Origin of the sequence: Azospirillum sp. B506 (assembly GCF_000333595.1) — a bacterium.
GTDB lineage: Bacteria > Pseudomonadota > Alphaproteobacteria > Azospirillales > Azospirillaceae > Azospirillum.
Genome location: NZ_BADK01000879.1, coordinates 1 through 13313, shown reverse-complemented (window position 1 = coordinate 13313; position 13313 = coordinate 1). Strand labels below are relative to the sequence as shown.

Genomic DNA, 13313 nt, shown 5'->3' with positions numbered 1-13313 from the left:
CGGGTTCCACCACGTCAGTGGCGACATGGGTGGCCTCGACACGGCAGCCGTGCGGGACAGGGTGTCGGGCGATGTCGGCGCAGGGTTCGTCGCCCAGGCCGTTCGGGCCGGGTTTCGGATTCGCGGCCATCACCACCACGCGCTTGGCGGCGGTCAGCAGGGGAAGGGCATCGCCGACGGCGCGTGCCGCCTCGCGGCTGCCGTTCCAGCCCACCAGCACCCGCTCGCCGATCGACGAGAAGCGTCCGGCATAGGGCACGACCAGAAGCGGCCGGCCGCACTCGAACAGGAGGTCGGCGGGCTGGGCGACCGGCTGGTCACGGTCGCGGTCCGGATCGGGCTGGCCCACCACGACCAGATCGGCGTAACGGCCGCGCACGGCGGCGGTGATGGTCGGATCGCCTTCCTGCACCAGCCATTCCGACCGGTCGCTCAGTCCGTGGCGGCGCATGACGTCGTCGAAGACCGCCTGCATCCGGTTCGTCTGGTCCTGTTGGCTCTGGCGGCGGCTTTCGCGTAGCTCCTGCGGGATTTCGAGTTCGATGTAGCCGGGGAGCATCGTATCGGTGGAGGTATAGAGCGCGGTCAGGTGCGCATCGCACCGCACTGCGAGCCGTGCCGCGAGGTCGAGACGCGCTGCGGACGCGGGCGTGTCATCGACGACGACCAGGAAATCCTTGAGAGCCATGGCGTGAGTCCTGCCCAAAAGTTGATCGTTGCCCTTCGTCGGGGCTTCGGGGGCAGTGGCGGTCAGGGCGGCGCCGGGCCGGGCCGGGCGGCATCCTCCGCGTCCTTGGCCCCACTTGTGTTGGCAGTATAAATCCGCCTGCGGCCACCGATGCCCTTCCATTACAGGGTACAGCCATGCCATCGCCGCGTTCCTGCACTGCACAAGGGAAACCGGCGGCCTGATCCTTCGGCCGGCAATGCAATCGCAAGCAGTTGTCGGTTGGACAAAGCTCCAAGAGAACTCCTGAGTTTTGCCACAACGGAAGAGAAAATCCTGATTGTACCTGCCATGTCTGTGCAACCACGGCTTGAGCGAATACTATATTATGCCCATGGATATGCCTATGTGTCTCCGTCCCATCGCCTGTAGAAATGTCCAAGCTCTGCTGCACTATGGCCGCTTTGGTTTTGACGGGCGGGTGACACTTCGCGTAAGTGTTGGGTATCGATTTCCTGATGAGTACCCCGCTCTATCCTCGCCATGAGTCCCGATCCCCGAATCACCGCGCTGGCCGACGCTTTATCGGGTGCCACTTCCGGCGCGCCGGGGCTTGACGCCCTGCGTCAGGTTCTCGACGCCATGACGGTGAAGGTGGCGTTGATGGACCCGCAGCGGCGGCACATCTACGCCAACCGCGCCTATCTGCAGATGATGGGGACGACGCTGGAGCAGGCGGTCGGCACCACCATCGGTACGCATCTGGGGCCCGAGCTGCAGCGCAGCACCATGGCGCTGGCCCAACGCGCACTGGCAGGCGAGACATTGCAGACGGAAGGGTGGATCACCCAGGCCGACGGCCAGCAACGCTATGTCATGCGGCTGCATGCTCCGCACCGGCTCGAAGACGGCAGCATCGCCGGCTACTTCGTCGTCCTTCAGGACATGACCGAACGCCGGCAGGTGCAGGACGACCTGTTCCGGCTTGCCTACTACGATCCGGTGACCGGGCTGGCGAACCGCCTGATGCTGCTGAAGCACATGGCGGACTACCGCAACATGGGCGAGCCTTTCACGCTCGTCATCCTGGACATCGACCGCTTCGCCGAAATCCGCAGCAGTATGGGCCAGGGCTTCGCCAACGAGGTGCTGGACGGTCTGGCCCAGCGGATGGCGGCGCAGGCCACCGCCTTCGACCTGATCGCCCGTGTCAGCGACCATGCCTTCGCCATGCTGGCGGGCGGAGCCTGCGACCGGGCGGCGCTGGAAAGCGCCATCGACGATCTGGGCGCCGTGGTGCGCTCCGCCCGCTCCAGTTCCGGCGGCACGGTGTTCCTGTCCGCCAGCATCGGCGTCGCCGTCTCCATGCCGACCCATGAACGTCCCGACGATGTGCTGCGCGATGCCGAGATCGCCACCGCCCGCGCCCGCGAACAGGGCGGCGGCCGGCAGGCGTGGTTCGACCCGGCGATGCACTCCCATGTGGTCGAGCAGGTGCGGCTGGAGCATGATCTGCGCAGCGCCCTGGTCTCGGGCAGCGACCTGTGGGTGGCCTACCAGCCGATCGTGGAGATGGTGACCGGCGGGCTGGCCGGGTTCGAGGCGCTGATGCGCTGGAACCACCCCGAACGGGGCAACATCCCGCCCGGCATCTTCATCCCCATCGCCGAGAGCACCGGTCTGGTGGTGTCGCTCGGCACCTGGGTGCTGCGTCAGGCCTGTCTGCAGATCGCAGCGTGGCAGGACCGCCGCGAACCGGGCTCCGCCCCGCTGTTCATGAGCGTCAACCTGTCCACCCACCAGCTGTCCGACCCCAACTTCGTCCAGGTCGTGCGCGACGTCCTGCGCGAGACCGGGGTGGAACCATCCTGGATCAAGCTGGAACTGACGGAAAGCGCCGTCATGGACAAGGCGGAACAGTCGATCCGCCTGCTGCGCGACCTGCGGGCGCTGGGCATCAAGCTGTCGATCGACGATTTCGGCACCGGCTATTCGTCGCTGTCCTACCTGCACAAGCTGCCCATCGACAGCCTGAAGGTCGACCGGTCCTTCGTCTCGGCCATGCATCAGTCGGAGGAAAACCGCGCCATCGTCCGCATCATCATGGATCTGGCGCGCCTGTTGGGCTTCGACGTGATCGCCGAAGGCATCGAGACCAGCGCCGATGCCAACCTGCTGCGGGCGCTGGCCTGCGATTATGGCCAGGGCTACCACTTCGCCCGTCCGCTGCCGCCGGAAGAGGCGGGCAAGCTGGTGGGCGGGGAGTTGCCGTGGCAGATGCCGCGGTGAGGGGGCGTTCGATGGCGTTGAGCGTGGTTTAACGGCCTCGCCTCATCCCCGAACTCCCGGACCTCACTTCCCCCGAACGAACTTCGGCGTCCCCGCCACGCTGGGCAGCAGGCGGATGGCAAAGGGGCTGGTGCGGTTCAGCGCTACCGCCTGCGCCGGGCCCGGCACCATCTCGTGATAGCCGACGATCAGGTCGTCGCCCGTTTGCTTCACGCTGTCGATTGTGACGCCATAGCCGGCGGTATCGCGCGGCCCCAGGAACACCGCCACCGCCATCCGCCCGCCGGGCAGCGAGGACGGGGCCGGCTCGCCGACCCGCGCCCACAGCGCGCTCCATTCGCCGGAGTCGCGGGCGACGACATAAGCGCGCTCGGCGGCGCTGCTGCGGTCGCCCTGCCAGACGGTGCCGGCCTCCGCCTGTGCCGGCAGCAGGTTGCCGTCGGTGCCGCCGCCGGACTGGCAGGAGGCCAGAAGCAGTGCGGGAGCGAACAGAAGCGGGATCAGAAGCGGGATCGGACGGAGACGGGATGGCAGCGTCATGGGACGGTCAGGCGCTCCGTGGCAGGATCGTCTCGACCAGCGACGCCCAATAGCTGGCGCCGGTGGTCAGGATCGCGTCGTTGAAGTCGTAATGCGGGTTGTGCAGGCGGCAGGCCGGGCCGCGATGGCCGCCATGGCCGAGCCAGATGTAGGCGCCCGGCCGCTCCTTCAGCATATAGCCGAAATCCTCCGCCGCCATGGTCGGCGGCGGCGCCCAGACCACATTCTCCTCGCCGACCACCCTGGCGGCGGCGCTTGCCGCGATGCGGGCCTCCGGCTCGCTGTTGACGGTCGCGGGATAGCCGGGGCGGAAACGCAGCTCGGCCTTGGCGCCCAGCCCTTCGGCGATGCTGGAGACGAGGCGGCCGAACTGTTCCTGGATGCGGCGGTGGTTCTCTTCCGAGAAGGTGCGCATGGTGCCGAGCATCCGTGCGCTGTCGGGGATGACGTTGGCCGCGGTCCCGGCCTCCACCACCGTGATCGACACCACGGCGCTCTCGGCCGGGTTGGTGCCGCGGCTGACCAGGCTCTGCGCCGCGGTGATGATATGGGCGGACACCAGCACCGGGTCGATGCCGCGGTGGGGCATGGCGGCGTGGGCGCCATGGCCGGTCACATGGATTTCGAACTGGTTGGCCGCCGCCATCACCGGGCCGGGATGGACGGCGATCTGGCCGGCCGGCAGCTCCGGCCAGTTGTGCAGGCCATAGACCTGCTCGCAGTCGAACTGCCGGAACAGCCCGTCGTCGATCATCCGCTTCGCCCCGCCAAGCCCTTCCTCGGCCGGCTGGAAGATGAGGTGGACGGTGCCGTCGAAGTTCCGGGTCTCCGCCAGATAGCGGGCGGCGCCCAGCAGCATGGCGGTATGCCCGTCATGGCCGCAGGCGTGCATCTTGCCGGCATGGCGCGAGGCATGGTCGAAATCGTTGGCCTCGGGCATCGGCAGCGCGTCCATGTCGGCACGCAGCCCGATCGCCCGGCCGCTGCCGGTGCCCAGCCCCGTCAGCGTGCCGACCACGCCGGTCCCGCCCAGCCCGCGATGCACGGCGATGCCGAACTCCTCCAGCTTCGCGGCGACGATGTCGGAGGTGCGCTTCTCCTCGAACCCCAGTTCCGGGTGGGCGTGGATGTCGCGCCGCCACGCGGTCATGTCGTCCTGGAAGGCGGCGATGCGGGTGTTGATCGGCATGTCTCTAACGTCTGGTTGGAACGGCCGGCGGGCGTTCGGGGGAAACCGGGTGGGAAGGGCGAGGGGACGACGGGGCCGGATCGTTCAGCCGGAGGCGGCCGTGTCGGACGCTGTCATGTCGGACGCTGTCATATCGGGAATCGCCATTCCACGCTGGACCGCCGGCCTTGTGGCGATGGCGTCATGCCAGCGTTTCAGGTTGGGAAAGCGCTCCAGCAGCCCGCCCCCCGCCACCGCGGCGGCGGCGATGAACGGAAAGCAGGCGATGTCGGCGATGGAATAGGACGGGCCGGCCAGATGTTCCGCCTTGCCCAGGCGCTCCTCCAGTGCCGCGTAGCAGCGCATCAGCTCGCCCTTGTACAGGTCGATGGCATGGGGGATGCGGTCGGGCGACCGCGCGGCGAAACGCTGCATGTCGATGGCGGTCGGGCCGAGGTCGCTGATGCCCAGCATGAACCAGCTCATCGCCTCCGCCCGCTCGTCCTCGTCCTCCGGCAGCAGCCGGCCGGTGCGCTCGGCGTAATGCAGCAGGATGGCGCCGGAACCGAACAGGCGCCGCACCCGGCCGCCGGGCAGTTCTTCGACCAGTGCCGGGATCTTGGTGATCGGGCTGACCGCCAGGAAATCCGGCCGCTTGTTCTCGCCGGCGGCCAGATCGACGCGGTGGACGCGGTAGGGCAGTCCCAACTCCTCCAGCAGGATGGAGGCCTTGCGTCCGTTGGGCGTGGGGAAGCTGTAAAGTGTGAGCATGCTGTGGCGGTCCCTGCGCTCCGTCCGGGGCCTGATCCCGGGAGCGATGACGCCAGTCTGGCCGATTTGCGCGGCGAACGCCAGCGACAGCACCAGCGGCAGAACGGGCAATTCCGGGAGTCAGAACAGCGAGGCGCAACCGTCCGGTTTTACGATCCTGACCATCGACGGCGGGTTGGCCGCCAGCTTCGCCTTCGGGCGGATCGGCCGCCGCACAAGTTCGCCTCCGCAGTTCGGGCAGCGCTCTCCCGGCAGTCGGGTGCGGCAGTCGGCGCAGAAGGTGCATTCGAAGGAGCAGATATAGGCGTCCGTCGCCTCGGGTGGCAGATCGCGGTCGCAGCATTCGCAGTTGGGGCGCAGCTCCAGCATGGTGTGGTCTCCGGTTCGGGGATAGGCCAGGGAGGATAGCGGGCTTCGCACGCCAGGGTGAGTGGCGTGGATGCCGATGGCCGTCAAGATCCTGCCAAAGCGATGGACCTTCCCCGACGGGGACTCTACATCGCCTCTGCCCGTCGGCCGAACAGGGCGCGCAGCTTGCGGCCTATGGCGCCGCCCAGCATGCCGTGGCTTCCGCCCGCCTTCGGGAACCAGCCCGGATCGTCGGTCTGGAAGCGGCGGATGACATGGACGAAGGCGTCGACCACCTCGGGGTCGAAGTCGCGTCCCGACCGGTCGACGATCCACGCGATGGCGTCCTCCACCGCCCAGGCACTGCGGTATTGGCGGCTGGTGATCAGCGCGTCGAACACGTCGGCCACCGCCATGATGCGGGCACCGATCGGGATGGCGCTGCCGCGCAGCCCCTCCCGGTAGCCCGAGCCGTCGTAGCGCTCATGGTGGTAGCGCGCGATCTCCGCCGCGATGGACAGCAGCGACCGGCCGCGCAGCGGCACCGCCGCTTCGGCCAGGATGCGGTGGCCGATCTCGGTGTGACGCTGGATCCGCTGCATGTCGATGCCGGTCAGCTCGCCGGGCATGCCGAGCGTCTCGTCCGACACGCTCAGCATGCCCACGTCATGCAGCAGGGCCGCCAGACCGACCTTCTCGACGAAGTCGGCGTCCAGCTCGTCGCGGAACCTCCCCTGCCCGTGCAATTCGCGGGCGATGGAGCCGACCAGCCTCTCGATGCGCTGGAGATGACCGGTGGCGGCGTTGTCCTTGTATTCGGCGAGCGCCCCCATCGCCAGGACGGTGGCTTTCTGCGAGGTGTTCAGCTCCTCGATCAGCAGGGCGTTCTCGAAGGCGATGGAGCATTTGTTGCGGAACAGCTCCATCAGCTGCCATTCGCGGGCGTTGCCGTCGTTGCTGCCCTCCACATAGATCATGCCGGTGATGCCGCCGTTCGCGCGCAGGAGGAGCGCGCAGAAATCGGGTTCGACGATCGTCTCGCTGCCGGGGGACAGCCGCTCCAGCGCCGCTTCCACCCGAGGCTCGCCGAGGTCCGCGACCTCGACGTCCTTCCATTTGGCGAAGCGGCCGGTGGAGGCGCGCACGCGGATCTTGCGGTCGCGCGGCAGCGTGTCGCCCTGGATGCACAGGAGCGCATGATGGCCGATGCCGAGCAGTCCGATCACGCGCGGCAGGATGTTGGGGAACAGCACGTCGGGCGTGCGCATCTCCAGCAGGCCGGTGGTGGCGACCAGCATGCGGGCCAGCCCCTTGCGTCCCGCGGCCAAGGCCTGGAGGCTGGCGAAGGTGCGCAGCTGGCCGGCGACGGCGGTGCGCAGGGCGCGGGGCGTCAGCTCCGCCTTCACCCGCCAGTCGCCGATGTCGTTGGCGGCGATGGCCTCTTCCTCGTCTTCCGTCCCTGTAATGCGGTCATCCGTGCAGACCAGGATGCGGGTGCGCCGGTTGCCCAGCTCGCGCCGCAGATGGTCCAACAGCTCCAGCCCGGCCCTGGGGGTTTCCAGCGCGGTTTCCAGCAGGATCAGCGCGGTGTCGGCCTGCCGCCGCAGGGCCTCGCACGCTTCGGCGGCGGAGGCGGCTCCTGTCAATTCGACTCCGGCGCCGTCGATGGTCAGACCGTCCAGCGCCAATCGGGCAGTGGCCAGCAGCGCTGGGTCGGAATCGACAACCAGAACCTTGAATGGAGGTTTGGCAGCCGGACCACCCGTCTCTTCCAGTGCAGCGTCTTGCGGCATGTCATTCCCGGCGGTTGCGCGTGTGCGGTGCGCATCCGTAAGAGTAATCCCATCACCGCATCTATTCAACCGGTGACAAGTGCCGCCACCACCTCCGACGCCAACAGGGTGGGATTGACCGGCTTGGAAATGACCCGTGTCACGCCCAGCTTGGCGAACGCGGCGGCGGTCAGCTGGGCAGGGACCTTGTCGTCGATGGCCGACAGGATGACGACCGGCATGTCCGGGCGCAGGGTCCGCGCGGCTTGGATGACTTCGAACCCGTCATGCTCCGGCATGATGATGTCGGTGAGGACGAGGTCGAACCGCTCGACATACAGGATGCCGATGGCCTCCGGAGCGCTGGCGCACAGGGTCAGGTCATGACCCTCCTGGCTCAGGATCGCACGGACGAGGTTGCGCGTGACCGGATCGTCGTCAACCACCAGTATCTTGGCCATACGGGTCCCCGTCGCGTTCGTGCCGGGCGCAGATATACCGTGATCCCCGGTCTGCGCCAGCGGCAAGTTTGTGCCTCCGCATTGTCTTCAGGCCAGTCGAAATGTCACGCGGCGTGCAGCCCCGGCTGTGAGAAACAAACCGGCACCGGTCCGGCGGTCTTGGAATGGTCTGTCCCTTTGGGGTAGTGTCCGCCGGCACCCCACGGACCAACAACGAGCAGACGCAAGACCGATGTTGCTTCCCAACGCCGTCCGCCGATTTGCCGGGGCCGTCTTTGCCGGTTCTGTCGTCTCCACCATTCTCGCCACCGGCCTCATGGTCGCCGGTCTGACCGCCGCGCCTGCCGCGGCCGCCGACCCGCGCCATCTCGGCACCTTCAAGGACTGGAATGCCTTCCTGTTCGAGGAGAAGGGCCAGAAGGTGTGCTACATCTCCAGCCAGCCCAAGAAGTCGGAGCCGAAGGCGAAGCGCGGCGACATCTACACGCTGGTCACCCACCGCCCGGCCGAGAAGGCGCTGGACGTCGTCAGCATCATCGTCGGCTACCCGTTCAAGAAAGGCAGCGACGCCGAGGTCAGCATCGACGGCAAGGACTTCAAGCTGTTCACCGATGGCGAGACCGCCTGGGCCCGCGATGCCGATGCCGACCGTGCCGTGACCACGGCGCTGCGCAACGGCAAGCAGATGGTGGTGAAGGGGGTGTCCGGCCGCGGAACCAAGACGACCGACACCTACAGCCTGGCCGGCGTCGGGCAGGCCTATGACGCCATCAACGAGGCCTGTGGCGTGAAGCGCTGATCGCCGCAGCGGTTTACTTGGTTTTTTGCCCCAGAGTCTTTTGACTCCGCACGCTCATGGCCCTATGTAATGGGGCCATGAGCGCCTCCAATCATGCCTCCGCCTTCGTTCTGCCGGCGACCGACGCCGACGGACGCAAGAACCTTGTCGGCCTGTCCCGCGAAGAGCTGGAAGCCGAGATGCTGTCCGTCGGCCTGGAAAAGTTCCGGGCGCGCCAGCTCTGGCACTGGATCTACCACCGCGGCTCCACCGATTTCACCGAGATGACCACGCTGGCCAAGCCGGTGCGGGAAAAGCTGGCCGACATCTACATCGTGGCGCGGCCGACGGTGGTGACGGATCTGAAGTCGGCGGACGGCACCCGCAAGTGGCTGCTGCGCATGCCCGACGGGCAGGAGGTGGAGAGCGTCCACATCCCCGAGGAGGATCGCGGCACGCTCTGCGTCTCCTCCCAGGTCGGCTGCACCCTGACCTGCCGTTTCTGCCACACCGGCACGCAGCGCCTCGTGCGCAACCTGGATGCCGCGGAAATCGTGGCGCAGGTCATGCTGGCGCGCGACATGCTGGGCGAATGGCCGGCGCCGCCCGACGGGCGGATGCTGTCCAACATCGTCATGATGGGCATGGGCGAACCGCTGTTCAATTACGACAACGTCGCCAAGGCGTTGAAGATCGTCATGGACGGCGACGGCATCTCGATCTCCAAGCGGCGCATCACGCTGTCGACCTCCGGCGTCGTGCCGATGATGGAGCGCTGCGGCGAGGAGCTGAACGTCAATCTCGCGGTCAGCCTGCACGCGGTGACCGACGAGCTGCGCAATCTCATCATGCCGATCAACCGAAAGTACCCGCTGCGGGAACTGATGGAGGCCTGCCGCAATTACCCCGGCCTGTCCAACGCCCGGCGCATCACCTTCGAGTATGTGATGCTGAAGGGCGTGAACGACACGCCGGCCGATGCGCGGGCGCTGGTGAAGCTGCTGGAAGGCATTCCGGCCAAGATCAACCTGATCCCCTTCAACGAATGGCCGGGCGCTCCCTATGAGCGGTCGACCGCGCGGGCGATCCAGGTCTTCGGCGACATCGTCAACAATGCCGGCTACGCCAGCCCCGTCCGCACCCCGCGCGGCGAGGACATCATGGCGGCCTGCGGCCAGCTGAAGAGCGCCAGCCTGCGCATGACCGCCGCCGAACGCGCCGCCATCGCCGCGGTCATCGCGGAGAAGGACGCGGCGCTGGCGTCGTGACGGCGGTTTGCACGACGCCGGGAAAGGGCGCTTGACCATGGTCACGGACGGCGGGGCAGGGGGCATCGGACAAGGCGTCCCGGCACCGGTCCCCTGCCGTCTGTGCGGGGCCGACAGCGTGCCGATGTTCGAATTGCGTTTGATGGGGCGCCACCGGGCCGGCTTCTTCCAGTGCACCGGCTGCGGATCGATGCAGACGGAACAGCCCTACTGGCTGGCCGAGGCCTATGCCGACCCCCGTCCGCTGACCGATGTCGGCATCGTTGCCCGCAGCTTGGATTTGTCGATGCGGGTGGACCTGATCCTGTCGATGCTCGGTGTCGGCCCGGATGCCGTCTGCCTCGACTGGGCCGGCGGCAATGGACTGTTCGCCAGGATGATGCGGGACCGCGGTTGGAACGTCTTCCTGCATGAGCCCTACACGCCGAATTTCTACGTGCCTTTCCACTCCGCCGAACGGGCCGGGCTGGAACGGGCGGACGTCGTCACCGCCTTCGAGGTGCTGGAACATCTTCCCGAACCGGCGCGCGATAGCGAGGCGCTGTTCGCCTTCGATCCGGACATCCTGATCGTGACGACCGAGCTCTACACCGGGCAAGACCGGGGCTGGTATTATTTCGGCGAGGACAATGGCCAGCATGTGTTCTTCTACAGCCGCAAGGCGCTGGAGCTGATCGCCCGCCGTCATGGGCGCGGCCTGATAACTGCGGGATCCATGCATTTCCTGCTGCGTGCCAAGCCGCGGCGCTGTGCCTATGGCATGGCCGAGATCCGCGCGCTGGCCGATCTGCTTGGGGATCGGGATCGCCTGCATGCCAGGGCGATGGAGCGGATGTCGGACCATATGCGTCATCCCTTCCGTCACGCCCTGCAGGATCATCAGGAGATTCTCGGCAGGCTTCAGGGGGGGGAGACGCCGGCCTGAGCGACGCCGCGACCGGATTGCGCCAAGCCCGCCGCCTGTGACAGGGTGTCGGCATTTCCGCCAACCAGACCCGGTTCCATCATCGGCATGCCCGCCCCCATCGAGGACATCATCGCCAAGGCGATCAAGGACGCCGACAAGTCCTTCTTCAACGAGGATTATGCCAAACAGGCGAAGGCGGTGACCGCCGCGCTGAAGAAGGCGGGCTATGAGGTGGCGCCGGTGAAGCCGCCGCCGGGGCTGGTGGAATGGGCGAAGGATAACATTCCGTTCGGTCGCCTTCGTCCGGCGGAACTGATTACGCAGATGTACTCGATGATGGTCGAGAACGTGCGCCGCTTCGACAAGTAGCGGGGAGCCAAGCGCGGCAGTCTGCAACTGGCCTCGTTCGCTGGTATTACCACAGGACCGGAAGCCCGTTTCTTTTCAGCCACTTCCCGCGCCGCGCCAAAATCGTCACACCAGCACTTTCGGCCAGCCCCCGCCGTTGACTCGGATGCTGCGGGAGCGTAATTCATTGCGCCAACCAATAGGACGGGACAGCCGTCCCAAAAGGGCACGCACCACCCAGCCGCCGCGGCAATCGTCATGTTGCGCCGCGTCCGGCCGCGAACAGAGGACGACGCAATGGCAAACGGCAGCGGTCGGCCGCTCTCCCCGCACCTTCAAGTCTACAAACTCCCGTTGACGGCAGTCATGTCCATCACGCACCGCATCACGGGCGTCGGGCTGGCTGTGGGCACGCTTCTGCTGGTCTGGTGGCTGGTCGCCGCCGCCGCCGGGCCTGAGGCGTTCGCGCGCGCACAGGGCTTCATCGGCTCCTTCTTCGGCCTGCTTCTGATGCTCGGCTGGTCGGCGGCGCTGTACTACCACCTGTGCAACGGCATCCGCCATCTGGTCTGGGACGCCGGCAAGTCGTTCGAGCTGACCGATGCCGACCGCAACAACAAGGTCGTCCTCGGCGCGACGGCGGTGCTGACCGTGCTGACCTGGATCGTCGGCCTGGCCGTGTGGTGAGGAGATAAGACATGGCGTCCAATAGCAAGACCCTCCGCTCGCCGCTGCAGGTCGCGCGCGGTCTGGGTTCCGCCAAGCATGGCACCGAACATTGGTGGTCGCAGCGCCTGACCGCGATCGCGCTCGTCCCGCTGACCGTCTGGTTCGTCTTCGGCGTCATCCGCCATCTCGGTGCCGATCACGCCGCCTTCGTCGCCTGGATGAAGTCGCCCTTCTCGGCCGTGATGATGATCCTCACCGCCGTGGTCACCTTCCACCACGCCCAGTCCGGGCTGCAGGTGGTGATCGAGGACTACGTGCATGCCGAATGGCAGAAGATGGCGCTGATCATCGGCGTCAAGTTCCTGTCCTTCGCCCTGGCGGCCGCCTGCGTGCTGGCTGTCGTGAAGATCTTCATCGGAGCCTGACGACCATGGCGACCGCCTACAACATCATCGACCACACCTATGACGTCGTCGTCGTCGGCGCCGGCGGCGCCGGTCTGCGCGCCACCTTCGGCATGGCCGAAAAGGGCCTGAAGACCGCCTGCATCACCAAGGTGTTCCCGACCCGCTCCCACACCGTGGCGGCGCAGGGCGGCATCTCGGCCGCTCTCGGCAACATGGGCGAGGACGACTGGCGCTACCACATGTACGACACCGTGAAGGGGTCGGACTGGCTGGGCGACCAGGACGCCATCGAGTACATGTGCCGCGAGGCCATCCCGGCGATCATCGAGCTGGAGCATTATGGTGTGCCCTTCTCGCGCACGCCGGAAGGCAAGATCTACCAGCGCGCCTTCGGCGGCATGACCGCGCAGTACGGCAAGACCCAGGCCTACCGCACCTGCGCCGCCGCCGACCGCACCGGCCACGCCATCCTGCACACCCTCTACCAGCAGTCGCTGAAGCATGAGGCGGAGTTCTTCGTCGAATACTTCGCGCTCGACCTCATCATGGAGGACGGCGTCTGCAAGGGTGTCTTGGCCTGGAACCTGGACGACGGCACGCTGCACCGCTTCCGCGGCCAGCTGGTGGTGTTGGCGACCGGCGGTTATGGCCGTGCCTATTTCTCGGCGACCTCGGCCCACACCTGCACCGGCGACGGCGGCGGCATGATCCTGCGCGCCGGCCTGCCGCTGCAGGACATGGAGTTCGTGCAGTTCCACCCGACCGGCATCTACGGCTCCGGCTGCCTCATCACCGAGGGCGTGCGCGGCGAGGGCGGCTACCTGACCAACTCCAACGGCGAGCGCTTCATGGAGCGCTATGCCCCGTCGGCCAAGGATCTGGCGTCGCGCGACGTCGTGTCCCGCTCGATGACCATCGAG

Annotated in this window: 15 protein-coding genes; 8 read left to right on the top strand and 7 right to left on the bottom strand. The window is 67.1% G+C overall.

What is annotated here, in order from left to right; genetic code table 11:
- The coding region (locus tag I71_RS27180) for a universal stress protein (protein ID WP_042701311.1) at window positions 1-688 on the bottom strand (688 nt) is incomplete at its 3' end.
- Between the two features lie 522 nt (window positions 689-1210).
- Here I71_RS27180 and I71_RS27175 point away from each other — a divergent pair.
- Window positions 1211-2956 carry a bifunctional diguanylate cyclase/phosphodiesterase gene (locus I71_RS27175; RefSeq protein ID WP_042701309.1) on the top strand — a complete coding sequence of 582 codons (1746 nt, stop codon included), beginning with the start codon at window positions 1211-1213 and terminating at the stop codon, window positions 2954-2956.
- A 63-nt stretch (window positions 2957-3019) separates the two neighbouring features.
- Here the strand turns inward: I71_RS27175 and I71_RS27170 are convergent, their stop codons facing one another.
- The 6 genes from I71_RS27170 to I71_RS27145 all read right to left on the bottom strand — a co-directional run bounded on the left by I71_RS27170 (window position 3020) and on the right by I71_RS27145 (window position 8016).
- Window positions 3020-3496 carry a protease complex subunit PrcB family protein gene (locus I71_RS27170; protein ID WP_042701307.1) on the bottom strand — a complete coding sequence of 159 codons (477 nt, stop codon included), beginning with the start codon at window positions 3494-3496 and terminating at the stop codon, window positions 3020-3022.
- Window positions 3497-3503: 7 nt separating this feature from the next.
- The gene (locus I71_RS27165; RefSeq protein ID WP_042701305.1) at window positions 3504-4685 is read right to left on the bottom strand and encodes a M20 aminoacylase family protein; all 1182 of its coding nucleotides are present in this window, start codon (window positions 4683-4685) and stop codon (window positions 3504-3506) included.
- Window positions 4686-4769: 84 nt separating this feature from the next.
- Window positions 4770-5435 (bottom strand): glutathione S-transferase family protein, encoded by a 666-nt coding sequence (locus I71_RS27160; protein ID WP_042701315.1) that lies wholly within the window; start codon window positions 5433-5435, stop codon window positions 4770-4772.
- Between the two features lie 120 nt (window positions 5436-5555).
- On the bottom strand, window positions 5556-5804 hold the full coding sequence (locus I71_RS27155; protein WP_042701303.1) for a DUF1272 domain-containing protein: 249 nt from the start codon (window positions 5802-5804) through the stop codon (window positions 5556-5558).
- A gap of 125 nt (window positions 5805-5929) precedes the next feature.
- Window positions 5930-7576 carry an HD-GYP domain-containing protein gene (locus I71_RS27150; protein WP_042701301.1) on the bottom strand — a complete coding sequence of 549 codons (1647 nt, stop codon included), beginning with the start codon at window positions 7574-7576 and terminating at the stop codon, window positions 5930-5932.
- Window positions 7577-7641: 65 nt separating this feature from the next.
- Complete coding sequence (locus I71_RS27145; RefSeq protein WP_042701298.1) at window positions 7642-8016, bottom strand: response regulator; 375 nt, start codon at window positions 8014-8016, stop codon at window positions 7642-7644.
- 232 nt (window positions 8017-8248) lie between these two features.
- Here I71_RS27145 and I71_RS27140 point away from each other — a divergent pair, with 232 nt between their 5' ends.
- The 7 genes from I71_RS27140 to I71_RS27110 all read left to right on the top strand — a co-directional run.
- Window positions 8249-8815, top strand: coding sequence for an invasion associated locus B family protein (locus I71_RS27140; RefSeq protein WP_083897424.1), 567 nt, complete (start codon window positions 8249-8251; stop codon window positions 8813-8815).
- Window positions 8816-8892: 77 nt separating this feature from the next.
- Complete coding sequence (gene rlmN, locus I71_RS27135; protein WP_042701296.1) at window positions 8893-10062, top strand: 23S rRNA (adenine(2503)-C(2))-methyltransferase RlmN; 1170 nt, start codon at window positions 8893-8895, stop codon at window positions 10060-10062.
- A gap of 37 nt (window positions 10063-10099) precedes the next feature.
- Window positions 10100-10987 (top strand): methyltransferase domain-containing protein, encoded by an 888-nt coding sequence (locus I71_RS27130; RefSeq protein ID WP_244434076.1) that lies wholly within the window; start codon window positions 10100-10102, stop codon window positions 10985-10987.
- An 87-nt stretch (window positions 10988-11074) separates the two neighbouring features.
- Entirely contained in the window at window positions 11075-11338 is a 264-nt protein-coding gene (locus I71_RS27125) for a hypothetical protein (protein ID WP_014248979.1), read from the top strand.
- A 276-nt stretch (window positions 11339-11614) separates the two neighbouring features.
- Window positions 11615-12004, top strand: a complete 390-nt coding sequence (gene sdhC / locus I71_RS27120) for a succinate dehydrogenase, cytochrome b556 subunit (protein WP_042701292.1) — start codon at window positions 11615-11617, stop codon at window positions 12002-12004.
- A gap of 11 nt (window positions 12005-12015) precedes the next feature.
- The gene (gene sdhD / locus I71_RS27115) at window positions 12016-12411 is read left to right on the top strand and encodes a succinate dehydrogenase, hydrophobic membrane anchor protein (RefSeq protein WP_042701290.1); all 396 of its coding nucleotides are present in this window, start codon (window positions 12016-12018) and stop codon (window positions 12409-12411) included.
- A gap of 5 nt (window positions 12412-12416) precedes the next feature.
- Window positions 12417-13313: FAD-binding protein (locus I71_RS27110; protein ID WP_042701288.1), on the top strand; the 897-nt coding region annotated here is incomplete at its 3' end.

Excerpts from the sequence above, each read along its gene's own strand:
- I71_RS27125 (WP_014248979.1), top strand. The coding sequence starts at position 11,075 with ATGCCCGCCCCCATCGAGGACATCATCGCCAAGGCGATCAAGGACGCC.
- rlmN (WP_042701296.1), top strand. The coding sequence starts at position 8,893 with ATGAGCGCCTCCAATCATGCCTCCGCCTTCGTTCTGCCGGCGACCGAC.
- I71_RS27160 (WP_042701315.1), bottom strand. The coding sequence starts at position 5,435 with ATGCTCACACTTTACAGCTTCCCCACGCCCAACGGACGCAAGGCCTCC.
- sdhC (WP_042701292.1), top strand. The coding sequence starts at position 11,615 with ATGGCAAACGGCAGCGGTCGGCCGCTCTCCCCGCACCTTCAAGTCTAC.
- I71_RS27130 (WP_244434076.1), top strand. The coding sequence starts at position 10,100 with ATGGTCACGGACGGCGGGGCAGGGGGCATCGGACAAGGCGTCCCGGCA.
- sdhD (WP_042701290.1), top strand. The coding sequence starts at position 12,016 with ATGGCGTCCAATAGCAAGACCCTCCGCTCGCCGCTGCAGGTCGCGCGC.
- I71_RS27170 (WP_042701307.1), bottom strand. The coding sequence starts at position 3,496 with ATGACGCTGCCATCCCGTCTCCGTCCGATCCCGCTTCTGATCCCGCTT.
- I71_RS27155 (WP_042701303.1), bottom strand. The coding sequence starts at position 5,804 with ATGCTGGAGCTGCGCCCCAACTGCGAATGCTGCGACCGCGATCTGCCA.
- I71_RS27145 (WP_042701298.1), bottom strand. The coding sequence starts at position 8,016 with ATGGCCAAGATACTGGTGGTTGACGACGATCCGGTCACGCGCAACCTC.
- I71_RS27165 (WP_042701305.1), bottom strand. The coding sequence starts at position 4,685 with ATGCCGATCAACACCCGCATCGCCGCCTTCCAGGACGACATGACCGCG.
- I71_RS27175 (WP_042701309.1), top strand. The coding sequence starts at position 1,211 with ATGAGTCCCGATCCCCGAATCACCGCGCTGGCCGACGCTTTATCGGGT.
- I71_RS27140 (WP_083897424.1), top strand. The coding sequence starts at position 8,249 with ATGTTGCTTCCCAACGCCGTCCGCCGATTTGCCGGGGCCGTCTTTGCC.
- I71_RS27150 (WP_042701301.1), bottom strand. The coding sequence starts at position 7,576 with ATGCCGCAAGACGCTGCACTGGAAGAGACGGGTGGTCCGGCTGCCAAA.